General features: G+C 71.5%; 11 protein-coding genes. 2 read left to right on the top strand and 9 right to left on the bottom strand.

Annotated features, from left to right (window positions below; translation table 11 throughout):
- The first annotated feature begins 165 nt into the window (after positions 1-165).
- Both ACFZAU_RS12680 and ACFZAU_RS12675 read left to right on the top strand, forming a co-directional pair.
- The gene (locus ACFZAU_RS12680; RefSeq protein WP_500552136.1) at positions 166-1386 is read left to right on the top strand and encodes a PA0049 C-terminal domain-containing protein; all 1221 of its coding nucleotides are present in this window, start codon (positions 166-168) and stop codon (positions 1384-1386) included.
- Positions 1387-1539: 153 nt separating this feature from the next.
- Complete coding sequence (locus tag ACFZAU_RS12675; protein ID WP_500552135.1) at positions 1540-3171, top strand: pyridoxal phosphate-dependent aminotransferase; 1632 nt, start codon at positions 1540-1542, stop codon at positions 3169-3171.
- Between the two features lie 51 nt (positions 3172-3222).
- Here ACFZAU_RS12675 and ACFZAU_RS12670 read toward each other — a convergent pair whose 3' ends face one another.
- From ACFZAU_RS12670 to ACFZAU_RS12630, 9 genes are all read right to left on the bottom strand, one after another.
- Entirely contained in the window at positions 3223-4044 is an 822-nt protein-coding gene (locus tag ACFZAU_RS12670) for a hypothetical protein (protein ID WP_500552134.1), read from the bottom strand.
- A 214-nt stretch (positions 4045-4258) separates the two neighbouring features.
- Entirely contained in the window at positions 4259-5440 is a 1182-nt protein-coding gene (locus ACFZAU_RS12665; RefSeq protein ID WP_500462937.1) for an aldose epimerase family protein, read from the bottom strand.
- Positions 5441-5482: 42 nt separating this feature from the next.
- Positions 5483-6742 (bottom strand): multiple monosaccharide ABC transporter permease, encoded by a 1260-nt coding sequence (gene mmsB / locus ACFZAU_RS12660; RefSeq protein WP_499598731.1) that lies wholly within the window; start codon positions 6740-6742, stop codon positions 5483-5485.
- Between the two features lies 1 nt (position 6743).
- A complete protein-coding gene (mmsA, locus tag ACFZAU_RS12655) occupies positions 6744-8294 on the bottom strand; it encodes a multiple monosaccharide ABC transporter ATP-binding protein (protein ID WP_500552133.1) in 1551 nt (516 codons plus the stop codon).
- Between the two features lie 65 nt (positions 8295-8359).
- On the bottom strand, positions 8360-9481 hold the full coding sequence (chvE, locus tag ACFZAU_RS12650) for a multiple monosaccharide ABC transporter substrate-binding protein (protein WP_499598728.1): 1122 nt from the start codon (positions 9479-9481) through the stop codon (positions 8360-8362).
- Positions 9482-9487: 6 nt separating this feature from the next.
- Positions 9488-10534 carry a hypothetical protein gene (locus tag ACFZAU_RS12645; protein ID WP_500552132.1) on the bottom strand — a complete coding sequence of 349 codons (1047 nt, stop codon included), beginning with the start codon at positions 10532-10534 and terminating at the stop codon, positions 9488-9490.
- Positions 10535-10637: 103 nt separating this feature from the next.
- The gene (locus ACFZAU_RS12640; RefSeq protein ID WP_500552131.1) at positions 10638-11660 is read right to left on the bottom strand and encodes a zinc-dependent alcohol dehydrogenase; all 1023 of its coding nucleotides are present in this window, start codon (positions 11658-11660) and stop codon (positions 10638-10640) included.
- Positions 11657-12817, bottom strand: coding sequence for a mandelate racemase/muconate lactonizing enzyme family protein (locus ACFZAU_RS12635; protein ID WP_499598724.1), 1161 nt, complete (start codon positions 12815-12817; stop codon positions 11657-11659). Before ACFZAU_RS12635 ends, ACFZAU_RS12640 begins: the two co-directional genes overlap by 4 nt.
- A gap of 200 nt (positions 12818-13017) precedes the next feature.
- Positions 13018-13926: an SGNH/GDSL hydrolase family protein gene (locus ACFZAU_RS12630; protein WP_500552130.1), complete on the bottom strand. Its 909-nt coding sequence runs from the start codon at positions 13924-13926 to the stop codon at positions 13018-13020.
- Positions 13927-14009 lie beyond the last annotated feature (83 nt).

Genomic DNA, 14009 nt, shown 5'->3' with positions numbered 1-14009 from the left:
CGCGCCCCCCCGGGCCCGGCCGCCCGGCCGCGTTGCCGAGGGCACCGCGCGGCGGGCCCCGGGTCGGGCCGGGCCGTCTTGGAGGGGGGGCCTGGCGGGGTGGGGGGACGGTGGGGCATGCTCCGGTCGGCCGACCCGTACCCGACCGTCCGGAGGTTTCCCGCGATGCGGTTGCCGCTCCACCCCGGTGTGCCCGCCGACGTCCCGCCGCCCACGGCCGAGGAACTGCGCCTGGAGGGCGAGGTGCCGCGCGAGATCCTGCGCCGCGGCGGCTTCGACGCCGTAGCCCCGCGATTCGCCCGGGCGCTGGCGGAGGCCCGCGACCCGGCCGCGGCGGCGCGGACGGTACGGCGGCACGGGCGCGCCCTGTGGCGGGCCGCGGTGGACCGGGCCCAGGGCCGCGGGCCGGTGGAGGGTGACCTGAGCCACGACGACGACCGGCCGCTGTACTGGGCCCGGCTCGCCCTCGGCGCGGAACTGCGGCGCTGGGAGCCGGCGTTCCCGCTGTCCGCCGCCGTCCGCGCGGCGCTGCGGGCCCGCCTGGAGGGTGCCACACGGGGACAGGACGCCCTTCGGCCGCCGCCCGCCGAGGGCGTCCTGCGCGTCCTGCTGACCGGCTTCGACCCCTTCCGGCTGGACGCCGACGTACGCCGCAGCAACCCCTCCGGGGCCGCGGCGCTCGCCCTGGACGGCGTCACGCTGGAGACCGCCGCGGGCCCGGCCCGCGTCGAGACCGTCGTCTTCCCGGTGCGCTGGGGCGACTTCACCGACGGCGCGGTCGAGCGGGTGCTGCGCCCCCGGTTCCGGCCCGGACCGCGCCGGGTCGACCTCTTCGTCACCGTCAGCCAGGGCCGGGACGGGCGCTTCGACCTCGAACGCTTCAACGGGGCCTGGCGCGGCGGCCACCCCGACAACGCCGGCCTGTCCGTCACCGGCCCGGTCCCGGTCGCCGTCCCCGGCCGGCAGCCGCAGTGGACGGCGTCCACGCTCCCGTACGCGGCGATGGCCGCCGCGGGCACCGGCGCCTTCCCGGTGCACGACCGCACGGCGGTCACCGAGGTCCCGGCCGGGGCCGGCGCCCCCGCCGCCCGTGACGGCGGCCCGACGGCCGGCTCCGCCGCCCGCGCCGGGGGCGGCGGCGACTACCTCTCCAACGAGATCGCCTACCGGGCGACCCTGCTCCGGGACACGCTCGCGCTGCCCGCCCCGGGCGGCCACGTCCACACCCCGGTGCTGCACTTCGGCCCCGGCAACACCGACCCGGCCGGCGGCACGGTCACCGACCCCGCCCTCGTCGCCCAGCGGCTCGCGGTCACCGCGCAGATCCGTGCCCTCCTCGTCGCGGCCACGGACACGCTGAACGCAAGCGCGACCGGGCCCGTATGAGACGCGGGAAGGCCGCAAGACAGCCGAACCGTGCACCACTTGTCCCATGAACAACCCATGTGCACCAGATGTGAGGGTTGTGCGACACGGTGGTGCGGGCAAGGGGAAGCGGGCCGCCGCGGCGCGGCCCCCGTGATCGAGGGAGGTTCTGCCGTGACCGTCGCTGTCGGCGTCACCGGTAATGCCACCGAGTTGTTCCGCGCCAACACCGCGCACAGTCCCTCGTACTTCGCGCTGCGCCGCGCCGCCGGCGGCGTGTCGTCCTCGGGCCAGGGACGGGACATCGTCGACTTCTGCATCCCGTGCAACCCGTACTTCCCGAGCCCGGCCATGTACGACAAGCTCCAGGAGTCGATGCGGGACATCCTCACCTACTACCCGAGCAGCACCGACGTGATCACCAACGAGCTGTGCTCGCTGCTCGGCCTCAACCCGCAGACCGTGGCCATGGGTAACGGCTCCACCGAGCTGATCACCTGGATCGACCACCTGCTGGTCCGCGAGAGCCTGGCCGTCCCGATACCGACCTTCGGCCGCTGGACCGACCAGCCGATGGAGACCGGCAAGCGCGTCGACATGTTCCTCCTCCCGGAGGCGGCCGGGTTCGCCCTCGATCCGGCGGCCTTCGTCGCGTTCGTCCGCGCCCGCGGCTCCCGTACGGCCGTGATCTGCAACCCCAACAACCCCGACGGCGGCTTCCTCCCCAAGCACGCCGTCGTGGCGCTGATGGACGCCCTGTCCGACCTCGACCTCGTCGTGATCGACGAGTCCTTCCTCGACTTCAGCGACGCCGAGGCGTGGCCGAGCGTCGCCGACGAGGCCGTCCTGCGGCCCAACGTGATCGTGCTGCGCAGCCTCGGCAAGAACTTCGGCCTGCACGGCATCCGCTTCGGCTACCTCGTCGCCAACCCGGCGCTGGCCGGGAAGGTCCGCCGCATGCTGCCGAAGTGGAACCTCAACTCCTTCGCCGAGGCGGTGGTCTTCATGCTCAAGGACCACCGCGAGGAGTACGCGCAGAGCCTGCGCATGGTCTCCCGCGACCGCCAGGAGATGACCTGGCAGCTCGCGGCGCTGCCGGGGCTCACCGTCTACCCGTCGCAGGGCAACTTCGTCTTCGTCAAGCTTCCCGACGGCGTCGACGGGGCGGTGCTGCGCGACCGGTTGCTGGCCGAGCACGGGGTGCTGGTCCGCGAGTGCGGCAACAAGCTGGGCAGCAGCAGCCGTTTCATGCGGCTGGTGGTCCGCCCCCAGGCCGACGTCCAGCGGCTGCTCACCGGGCTGAGCACGGTGCTCTACGGCAGCACCTGGTACGCGGCTCCCGCACCCGCACCCGCGCCCGCGCCCGCCGCACCCGTCCAGGAGCAGCCCCCGCAGCCCGTGCCGCAGCAACTGCCGCAGATCCAGGCCGCCCCGCCGGTGCAGGCCGCCGTACCGCCCGCGCAGTCGTTCCCGCAGATCCAGCAGGCCCCGCCGCCCCAGCCGCTGTACGAGCAGCCCTTCGCGCCGCCCCCGGGGCCGCCTCAGCCGGTCTACGAGGTCAGACCCGAGCCGCAGCCGCAGCCACCATCCCAGCCGCAGTTTCAGCCGCAATTTCAGGTTCCGCCCCAGGTCCAGCCGCAGCAGGTCCAGCCGCAACCGCAGCGGCAGCCCCAGCCGCCGCAGCCACGGCCCGAGGCGCCCGCCACTGAGATGTACCCGGCGCCGGCCGCCGAGGTCCCGCCGGCCTTCGCCTCGGTGCCGCCCGGCACTCCGCGGCCCGCGCTGTACTGGCAGGACGCCTCCTGACGCACCACGCCCGCGCAGGCCGGTCGCTCACCGGCCGGCGCGGGCGCCGGGTCACCTGGCCGAGCGGAACGAGCGGCTCTCCAGGGTCTTCCACGCCTCACACGAGCTCTGCTTGCCGCTCGTCTCGTTGACGGTGCAGTGCGTCTCGACCACCCTGCCGTCCCGGGTGATCGCCTTGACCCACACGCCGGAGCCGACGGAGGTCACCGTGGCGCCGCAGACACCGCGCGGGTAGCCCCGGTTGTTGCTGAGCGAGTGCCAGACGAAACGCCCGCTGGGAAGGGTGCGGCCACCGATGTAGAGGCGGCCCTCGAACACGGCGACGGAGATCTCCTGGTCGCCCCTGCGGAGGGTGGAGTCGATGCTGACGCAGGCGCCGTCGCGGGATCCGTCGTCGCGGTTCCCGCCCTGGTCGTCGCGGCGCTGCTGCTGCGGCCCGTCCCCGCGCTGGTTGCCGCCCTGCTCACCCCGCTGGTTGCCGCCCTGGCCGCCGTCCTCGCCCTGATCGCGCTGCCCGCCCTGTCCGCCCTGTCCGCCCTGGTCACCGCGGTCGTCCCGGCCGTTCCCGCCGTTCCCGCCGTTCCCGTTCTCGCCCTCGTCCCCGCCGCTGTCGCGGCCGCCCCGCTGGTCCGAGCGCTCCCCGCCGTCCCCGCCGTCCTCGTCGTCGTCCGCGGCGACGCCGCGGGTGGCGGGCGGCCTGGGGTCGTGGGCGGCCGTCCTCGCGCCGGCCGCGGTGGTGGCGGTGCCGGGGGTCGTGGCGAGCACGGGCGCCGACACCGCGGCCGCGGCGACGGCGAGCGGCACGACCACGCCGGTCAGCCGTCCGTACCGCCGGAACCTGCGCGGCGAAGGCGACCTGCCGTCAGGACTCATGGGGGACTCCTCGTCGAATGCGAAAGCCGCAGGGCTCGATCGACGGGATCCGTACCCCCCGGCGCGCGCACTGCCCGCCGCTGTCATTCCGGTGGCCCAGAACATTCCCGTACGGCCGAAGGGGCGTTCACCGGGTGCCGGTACCGAAGTCGACAGGCGGGGGCGCCCGGGAGAGAATCCCGGCCGCCCCCGCCCGCGGGGAGGGTGGCGCCGCTCAGTGGGTGCCGAAGGAGTGCACCGTGGTGGAACGGTAGGTCTGCCCCGGCCGCAGGACCGTCGACGGGAACGCGGGCTGGTTGGGGGAGTCCGGGAAGTGCTGGGTCTCCAGGCAGAAGCCGTCGCCCTGCCGGTAGACCCGGCCCGAGGAGCCGGCGAACGCCCCGGTCAGGAAGTTGCCCGTGTAGAACTGCACACCGGGCTCGGTGGTGGCGATCCGCATGACCCGCCCGGAGACGGGCTCGGTGACCGTCACGATGTGCTCGGGTGCGGCCGTGCGGCCCTTGTCGAGCACGAAGTTGTGGTCGATGCCCTGCCCGTACAGGATCTGCTGGTGGGCGGAGCGGATGTCGCGGCCGATCGTCTTCGGGGAGCGGAAGTCGAACGGGGTGCCGGCGACGGGCGCCAGCTCACCGGTCGGGATCAGGGTGGAGCCGACCGGGGTGTAGCGCCGGGCGGCGATCCGGACCTCGTGGTCGTAGATGCCGCCGTCGCCCTCGCCGCGCAGGTTGAAGTACGTGTGGTTGGTGAGGTTGACGACCGTCGCCTTGTCGGTGGTGGCGGTGTAGTCGATCCGCCACCGGGCGTCGGCGGTCAGGGTGTAGACGACCTTGACCTTGAGCGTGCCCGGGTAGCCCATCTCGCCGTCCGCGCTGGTGTAGCGCAGCACGAGACCGGCGTCCGAGCCCGCCGTGAAGCCCTCGACCGCCCAGACCCGCTTGTCGAAGCCCCGGTCGCCGCCGTGGAGGCTGTTCGGGCCGTCGTTGACGGGCAGCTGGTAGGTGTGGCCGTCCAGGGTGAACTTCCCGCCCGCGATGCGGTTGCCGTAGCGGCCGATCAGGGCGCCGAAGTACGGGCTGTTCGCCACGTAGCCGGCCAGGTCGTCGAATCCGAGGGACACGTTGACGCGGCGGCCGCGCCGGTCGGGCAGCTCCAGGGTCTGGACGACGCCGCCGTACGAGAGCACCTTGAGGGTGATCCCGCCGTTGCTGACCGTCCAGATGTCGACCTTGGTGCCGTCGTCGAGGGTCCCGAAGTGTTCCTTGCTCACCTTGCTCCTGCCCGCGGGCCTGTGCCTGGCGTCGGCGGTCTGCCGCGCCGTGGCGGCCCTGCCGGCCGCCCAGGCGTTCGTCCCGCCGATCGCGGGCGCGACCGCCCCGAGCGCCGCGCCCGCGATCAATGTACGTCTGTTCACTTGCGGCTCCTTCGATAGGTAGCTGCTTTACGAACCGACCTTGCGCTTGTTCCAGACGTCGAAGCCGACCGCGGCCAGGAGCACCAGACCCTTGATGACCTGCTGGTAGTCCGTGCCGATGCCGACCAGCGACATCCCGTTGTTGAGCACCCCGAGCACCAGGCCGCCGATGATGGCGCCCAGCACCGTGCCGACGCCGCCGGTCGCGGAGGCACCGCCGATGAAGGCGGCCGCGATGGCCTCGAGCTCGAAGTTGATGCCGGCCTGCGGCACGCCGGCGTTCAGCCGCGCCGCGTAGACCAGTCCGGCGAGGGCGGCGAGCACGCCCATGTTCACGAAGACCAGGAAGACGACCCGCTTGTCCTTGACGCCCGAGAGCTTGGCCGCCGCCTGGTTGCCGCCGAGCGCGTACACGTGGCGGCCGACCACGGCGTTGCGCATCACGAAGCCGAAGACGATGAGCAGTCCGGCGAGGATGAGCAGCACGATCGGCACGCCGTGGTAGCTGGCGAGGGTCATGGTGAAGGCGACGACGCAGGCGACGATGGCGAGCAGCTTCAGCAGGAAGAAGTTGCGCGGCAGCACGTCCAGGTCGTACGCGAGCTGCTGGCGGCGGTCACGGATCTCCTGGACGACGGTGATGGCGATCACCACGAGACCGATGAGCAGCGTCAGGTTGTGGTAGTTGGTGTGCGGCCCGACCTCGGGCAGGAAGCCGTTGCCGATCTTCTGGAAGCCCTGCGGGAAGGGCGAGATGGACTGGCCCTCCAGGAAGATCTGCGTGCCGCCGCGGAAGAGCAGCATGCCGGCCAGGGTCACGATGAACGACGGGATCCCGACGTACGCGATGAAGTAGCCCTGCCAGGCACCCGCGACCGCGCCGATGAGCAGGCAGGCGACCAGGGCCAGCGGCCACGACACGTGGTGGTGGATGATCATCACCGCGGCGGCCGCGCTGACGAAGGCCGCGAGCGAGCCGACGGACAGGTCGATGTGGCCGGCGATGATCACGACCATCATGCCGATGGCCAGGATCAGGATGTAGCTGTTCTGGCCGATGAGGTTGGTGACGTTCTGCGGTTTGAGCAGGATGCCGCCGGACCATATCTGGAACAGCGCCGCGATCAGCACCAGCGCGATGATCATGCCGTACTGGCGCATGTTGCGCCGTGCCGCCTGCAGCAGGAGGCCGGCGGCCCCGCCTCCCGTGCCGCCTCCTCCGGCGGTCGCGGCCGCGCCCCCGGCGGGCGGCGGAGGAGTCTTGTCGGTCTTCACCGGGCTGCCCATCTCAGTTACCTCGGTCCATGGTCATGTGGCGCATCAGCACTTCCTGCGTCGCGCTCTCGCGCGGGATCTCCCCGGTCAGCCGCCCCGCCGACATCGTGTAGATGCGGTCGCACATGCCGAGCAGCTCCGGCAGTTCGGAGGAGATGAAGACGACGGCCTTGCCCTGGGCCGCCAGGTCGTTGATGACCGTGTAGATCTCGTACTTGGCGCCGACGTCGATGCCCCGGGTGGGCTCGTCGAGGATGAGGACCTCGGGTCCGGCGAAGATCCACTTGCTGAGGACGACCTTCTGCTGGTTGCCGCCGCTCAGCTTGCCCGTGGTCTCGAAGACCGTCGGGGTCTTGATGTTCATCGTCGAGCGGAAGGACTCGGCGACGCGGGCCTCCTCGTGCTGGTTGACGACACCGCGCCGGGCGACCTTGGACAGGGCGCTGAGCGAGATGTTGCGGCTGATGTCGTCGATGAGGTTCAGCCCGTAGTGCTTGCGGTCCTCGGTGACGTAGGCGATGCCGTGGCCCACCGCCTCCGGGACGGTGCGGGTGCGGATCTCCTCGCCGTGCAGGTAGACCCGGCCGCTGATGCCGCGGCCGTAGGAGCGGCCGAAGACGCTCATGGCCAGTTCGGTGCGGCCGGCCCCCATCAGTCCGGCGATGCCCACGATCTCGCCGCGCCGGACGTTGAGGGAGACCCCGTCGACGACCTTGCGCTGCTGGTCGATCGGGTGGTGCACGGTCCAGTCCTCGACGGCGAAGGCCACCTCGCCGATCTCCGGCTCCCGCTCGGGGAAGCGGTGGTCGAGGTCGCGGCCGACCATGCCGCGGATGATCCGCTCCTCGGTGACGGTGTTCTTGCCGTCCTCGTCGGTGGCCTTCATGTCGAGCGTCTCGATGGTCCGCCCGTCCCGCAGGATGGTGATGGAGTCGGCGACCCTGGCGATCTCGTTGAGCTTGTGCGAGATGATGATGCAGGAGATGCCGTGCTCCTTGAACTCCAGGATGAGGTCCAGGAGCTTGCGGCTGTCCTCGTCGTTCAGGGCCGCGGTCGGCTCGTCCAGGATGAGGAGCTTGACCTCCTTGGACAGCGCCTTGGCGATCTCGACGAGCTGCTGCTTGCCGACGCCGATGTCCGCCACGCGGGTGGACGGGGCGTCGGCCAGCCCGACCCGCTTCAGCAGCCGGGCCGCGTGCAGCATCGTCTCGTTCCAGCTGATGACACCGCGGGTGGAGTGCTCGTTGCCGAGGAAGATGTTCTCGGCGATGGACAGGTAGGGCACCAGGGCGAGTTCCTGGTGGATGATCACGATGCCGCGCTGCTCGCTCGCGCGGATGTCGCGGAACTCGCAGGTCTCACCGCGGAAGAGGATCTCCCCTTCGTAACTGCCGTGCGGATAGACCCCGCTGAGCACCTTCATCAGGGTCGACTTGCCCGCACCGTTCTCACCGCAGATGGCGTGGACCTCGCCCTCGGCGACAGTCAGGGTGACGTCGGAGAGCGCCTTGACCCCTGGGAAGGTCTTGGTGATGGAGCGCATTTCGAGGACGGGTCCGGCCATTCCTGCTTTCCGTTCTCCTCGGGTGGTGGGAGGGGGAGATCGTCGGTCGTGCTCCGGGCTCCGGACTACTGGAGCTCGGACTCCTTGATGTAGCCGGAGTCGACCACGGTCTCCTTGTAGTTCGACTTGTCGACGCTGACCGGCGGCAGCAGGTAGGTCGGGACGACCTTCTTGCCGTTGTCGTAGGTCTTGGTGTCGTTGGTCTCCGGCTTGCCGCCGGTCAGCACCGCGTTGCCCATCTGGACGGCGACCTTGGCCAGCTCGCGGGTGTCCTTGTAGACGGTCTGGGCCTGCTCGCCCGCGATGATCGACTTGATCGAGGCGACCTCGGCGTCCTGGCCGGTGACGATCGGCAGCGGCTTCTGGGCGGTGCCGTAGCTCACGCTCTTCAGCGCCGAGATGATGCCGCGGGAGATGCCGTCGTACGGGGACAGGACCGCGTCCACCTCGTCGGAGGTGTACGACTTGCTGAGCAGGTCGTCCATGCGGGCCTGGGCGGTGGCCCCGTCCCAGCGCAGGGTGGTGACCTGGGTCATCTCGGTCTGGCCGCTCTTGACCACCAGCTGCTTCTTGTCGATGTACGGCTTGAGGACGTCCATCGCGCCGTTGAAGAAGTACTTGGTGTTGTTGTCGTCGGGCGAGCCGGCGAACAGCTCGATGTTGAAGGGGCCCTTCTTGCTGCCGTCCTTCAGGCCCAGCTTCTCGACGATGTAACCGGCCTGGAGCTGGCCGACCTTGAAGTTGTCGAAGGTCGCGTAGTAGTCGACGTTCTCCGAGCCCAGGATGAGGCGGTCGTAGGAGATGACCTTGATGCCCGCGTCGTGGGCCTGCTGCAGCACGTCGCTGAGGGCCGAGCCGTCGATGGCGGCGATCACCAGCAGCTTGTCGCCCTTGGTGATCATGTTCTGGATCTGGGCGACCTGGTTCTCGACCTTGTCGTCGCCGTACTGCAGGTCGGTCTTGTAGCCCTGGGCCTTGAACTGCTTGACCATGTTGTCGCCGTCGGCGATCCAGCGCTCCGACGACTTGGTGGGCATGGCGATGCCGATGGTGCCGCCCTTCCCCCCGTCCTTGTCGCCGCCGCCGGTGTTGTCGCTCTGCCCGCAGGCGGTCGCGGTGGCCCCGAGGGCGAGGGTTGCTATCAGCGCGGCTGTGGTGCGCAGGTGTGCGGCTCTGGCGATGCGCATGGCTGATCAGATCCTTTCGGCGGTCAGGCGGGGGTCGGTCGCCTGGTCCGGGTCGGTCGCGATGTCCTGGGGGAAGCGGTGGAGCGGGCCCGGCAGTCGCGCGCCCAGCGGGGAGTGCCCGCCGTCCGCGCCCAGCCGGGAGAGCAGGTCGAGCACAAGGCGGCCGCGCCGGACCCGCTCGCGGGCGGTCGACAGGGCGACCTCCCGCAGCTGACGTCCGTACGGGTAGATGCCGGGAGCCTTGCTCAGCCCGAACTTGAGGTAGATCGGCGCACCGCGGCGGATCAGCTCCGCCGCATCGTAGAGCCGTACGAAGCCGCCGAGGTCGTCGGGGGCCTCGATGTAGAAGTCCATCGGCGCCCGGCTGACCCGGCGGATCTCGGTGATCTGCTGGAGGGTCAGGTCGGAGGGGATGTTGATGGAGTCGGCGCCGAGGCGCTCCCACACCGCGTAGGCCGCCGGGTTGACCGGGCCGACCAGCGCCGAGACCTTGAAGGTGGTGTCGGCCGGCAGCAGCCCCTGCTCGCGCAGCTGGTGCAGCAGCCACAGCACGCCCTCGTCGGCGACGAGGAGGCAGCGCACGCCGAGGGCGGCCGCCCGCAGCGCGTCCTCGACGCAGCCGGCCACCTGGTCGTGACCGCGGGCGCGCAGGCCCCCGCCGCGGGAGTCGGTACGGGTCGCGGCGCCGATGTCCCACGTGCCGCGGGGCCCGGTGAACAGGCAGAGTTCGACGTCGCGTTCGGCGCAGGCGGTGACCATCTCGGTGATCTCCGCGTCCGTCAGCATCCAGATGCCGCTGCCCTGGCTGATGCGGTGGACCGGCACCTCCAGCCGCTCGCTCTCCTCCAGCACGGTGGCGAGCGCTTCCGGGCCCTCCACGGAGGGGATCTCGGTGCGCCAGGTGCCGCCGTCGGGGAAGGAGTGCGGGGAGGCGTCGGCCGGGTCGTCCGCCGGCGCGCCGTGACCGAGGAGGGCGAGCGCGTACTGGCCCGGGCGGCGGGCGCCTGAGGCGGCGCCGGCCGTGCCGGGGCTCGGGGTGGGTGCGTCGGTCACGGTGCTCCTTCGTTCTCGTCGTTCGACATGTCGGACGACGTTCGGTTCATTGGGTATGGGAGGGCACGGAAGGGACATCGTGTGCCCGCTGTGCACGGAGCGGTCACGGACGCAGCAGCACCTTCCCCACCTTGGGGTCCCGGCTCCCCAGCAGCTCCAGGGCGTCGGCGTACTCCTCCAGGGGGAGGTCGTGCGTGATCAGCGGAGCGGGGTCCAGGATCCCGGCGTCGAAGGCCCGGACGGTGTGCGCCCAGGCGGCGGGCGGCGCGCCGAAGACCGTGTGCACGGTCAGCTGGCGCACCACCAGGTCGGTCGGGTCGAGTCCGAGCGCCCCCGGCGCGGGGATGCCGGTCAGCGCCAGCCGGCCGCCGCGGCGCAGCAGCCCCGCCGAGACGTGGGCCGCGGAGGCGGACCCGGCGGCCTCGACCACCAGGTCGTACGTCCCCTCCTCCGCGTCCAGTTCGGCGGCGGTGCGGAACCGCGTGGCACCGAACGAGGCGGCCAGCTCCTCCCGGACCCGGCCCGTGCCCACCACCAGCAGTTCCGCCGGGGACACCGCGGCCAGGAACTGCACCGCCAGCATGCCGAGCGTGCCGGTGCCGACGACCGCCACCCGGTCGCCGGGCGCGGCCGGGGCCTTCAGCAGCGCCGCCGCCACGCACGCGGCCGGCTCCAGGAGCACGGCGGTGCGCAGGTCGGCGGCGTCGTCCAGGACGTGCAGCAGCCGGGCGGGCAGCGTCAGGGTGTCCGCCATGGCGCCGGGCTGCGTGAAGCCCGTCTCCTCGTACGGGGCGCTGCACAGCGTGGTCTCCCCGGCGTGGCAGCGCTCGCAGACCTGGCAGTTGCGGAAGCCCTCGCCGACGGCCTTCCGGCCCACCAGGCCCGCGGTCACCCCGGCGCCGACCGCCTCCACCGTGCCCGACCACTCGTGGCCGGGGGTGACGGGGTAACGGACGTACCCCTCGGGGCGGGTGCCGGCGTACATCTCACGGTCGCTGCCGCAGATGCCCGCCGCGTGCACGCGGACCAGGGCCTCGCCCGGACCGGGCGGCACCGGTCCGGCCGGCGCGACGCGGTGCCGGCCGGGCCCGTCGAGCACGACGGCGCGGGGGGTGTGGACGGTCACTTCGCGCCCTTCGGCTTGCGGCGCTCCCAGCCCTCGGCCCACAGGTCGAAACGGGCCTGCTGCTGGGGGAATTCGGCGGCGGCGTCGACGTCGAGCTCGACACCGAGGCCCGGCGCGTCCGAGAGGGTGAAGCAGCCGTCCTCACCCACCACGGGGGCGCCCTTGACGACCTTCTTGATCTCGGAGTCCGCGAAGTCGTTGAAGTGCTCGAGGATCTTGAAGTTGGGGGTGCACCCGGCGAGCTGGAGGCTCGCGGCGGTGAGCACGGAGCCGCCCACGTTGTGCGGGGCGACCAGCACGTAGTGGGTCTCCGCGGTGGCGGCGAGCTTGCGGACCTCGTTGATGCCGCCGATGTGCCCGAGGTCGGGCTGGATGATGTCGGCGGCCTGCAGCTCGAACAGCTCGCGGAACTCGTAGCGGTCGTGGATGCGCTCACCGGTCGCGATCGGCAGGTCGGTGTGGGCCGCCACCTTCGCCAGGGCCTTGAGGTTCTCCGGCGGCACCGGCTCCTCGATCCAGCTGGGCTTGAAGGGCGCCAGTTCGTTCGCGACGCGGATCGCGGTCGCCGGGCTGAACCGCCCGTGCATCTCCACCAGCAGTTCGGCCTCGGGGCCGATCGCGTCGCGCACGGCCTCGATGAGGGATATGGAGTAGGAGGTCGCCGCGTGGTCCAGCTCGAAGTGGCCGGTGCCGAAGGGGTCGATCTTCAGGGCGCGGTAGCCCCGCTCCACCACGGCGCGGGCGGCCTTGTGGTAGGCCTCCGGGGTGCGCTCGGTGGTGTACCAGCCGTTGGCGTACGCCTTGACCTTCTCGTTCACCTTGCCGCCGAGCAGCTGCCAGACGGGGACGCCCAGCGCCTTGCCCTTGATGTCCCAGCAGGCCATCTCGATGACGGCGATGCCGGACATGACGATCTCGCCGGCGCGCCCGTAGTCGCCGTACTTCATCCGGCTGACCAGGTCCTCGACCGCGAAGGGGTCGGAGCCGGCGATGTGGTTGACCTCCGCCTCGCGGAGGTAGCCGAGCAACGCGTCGGTGTGGCCGAGCATGCGGGTCTCGCCGACGCCCGTGAGCCCCTCGTCGGTGTGGACGAGTACATAGGTGAGATTCCGCCAGGGAGTGCCGACCACATGGGTGCTGATGCCGGTGATGCGCACGGAAGCCGCCCCTTACAGGGTGTGTCGTTCGAGATTTCGTCACACGTTCGAAATGTTGAAGGGAACGTAGTTACGGGCTCCCGGCGGTGTCAATGGGTGTGCCGGGGAGGTGACGGCGATGTTGCCGAAGTGAGTCCGTCCGCCCGGGCGCGCACCGCGCCGTGTCCGAAACCCCGAACGGGGGAGGCGGGTCCGGCCGCCTAGCGACCGACCGCGCCCGGCCCGAAGGCCGCCGCGTAGACCAGTCCCGCCAGCTTCGCCTGACCCTCGGCGCTCGGGTGGAACCAGTCCCAGGGACTCAGCTCCTTCTGGGTGAACCTGTAGTCGAAGACCGCGCCGTCGTCGTAGCGGCAGCGCTCGAGGCGTGCGCACTCCTGCCGCAGGACGTCGTTGTAGGCCATCACCCGTTCGCGTACGGTCTGCCGGCGGTCTTGGGCGGCCGTGGTCATCGACTGCGCGTCGGAGAGCATCGACGGGCACAGGCCCAGCTTCCAGATCTGCCGCCCCAGTGCGTTCTGCCGGCCGACGTCCCACAGGCGCATCAGGTCGGGCACGCTCGCGACGAAGACCTGGGCCTTCGGCAGATCGCGGTCGAGGGTCCTGAGGGCCGCGGAGAAATCCTTGCGGTATTCGGCCACCGGGGTCATGCGGTCGGTGCTGCGCGCGCACGCGTCGTTGGCCCCCATCAGGATCGTCACCTGCTGCGGCCGCAGTTCGACCGCCTTCTTCGCCTGGGCCGGCAGGTCGTGCATCTTGGCGCCGCTGGCCGCCAGGTTCCAGCTCTCGGTGGCGGGCTTGTCCAGCACCCGGGAGGCCACGCTCTCCACGGACTTGCGGCTGCCGGTCGCCCAGGACAGGTCCGGACAGTCCGTCAGGATCCCGCAGGCGTCGAAGGCGCGGGTGATGGAGTCCCCGAGCGCGGCCAGCGAGGCCGGGGTGGTGTCCCACACCCGCGTGGGGCGCTTCTCCGCGCCCGCCCGCCCCGCGGCGGCGGCCTCGGTGCTGTTCGGGCCCTGACCGGCCGAGCAGCCGGCCGCGAGTGCCGTCGTGAGCAGGGTGACCAGCACGATCAGGGCGCCGCTGGCCCCGCGCGGGAGCGACTGGCGCATCCGTTCTCCCTCGGACGAGTGGGTGACTTCTCGCTGATCCCGACAGTACGTCACTCCTCGCCTGACGCCGCGCGGTAGCTTTT

It is taken from the genome of Streptomyces sp. NPDC008238 (genome assembly GCF_042956445.1).
In the GTDB taxonomy this organism is placed as follows: Bacteria; Actinomycetota; Actinomycetes; order Streptomycetales; family Streptomycetaceae; genus Actinacidiphila.
This window is presented reverse-complemented; position numbering and strand designations above follow the sequence as displayed.

What these genes read in the sequence shown, in the direction of transcription:
- ACFZAU_RS12680 (WP_500552136.1), top strand. Translation starts at nt 166, where the DNA reads ATGCGGTTGCCGCTCCACCCCGGTGTGCCCGCCGACGTCCCGCCGCCC.
- chvE (WP_499598728.1), bottom strand. Translation starts at nt 9,481, where the DNA reads ATGCGCATCGCCAGAGCCGCACACCTGCGCACCACAGCCGCGCTGATA.
- ACFZAU_RS12630 (WP_500552130.1), bottom strand. Translation starts at nt 13,926, where the DNA reads ATGCGCCAGTCGCTCCCGCGCGGGGCCAGCGGCGCCCTGATCGTGCTG.
- mmsB (WP_499598731.1), bottom strand. Translation starts at nt 6,742, where the DNA reads ATGGGCAGCCCGGTGAAGACCGACAAGACTCCTCCGCCGCCCGCCGGG.
- ACFZAU_RS12670 (WP_500552134.1), bottom strand. Translation starts at nt 4,044, where the DNA reads ATGAGTCCTGACGGCAGGTCGCCTTCGCCGCGCAGGTTCCGGCGGTAC.
- mmsA (WP_500552133.1), bottom strand. Translation starts at nt 8,294, where the DNA reads ATGGCCGGACCCGTCCTCGAAATGCGCTCCATCACCAAGACCTTCCCA.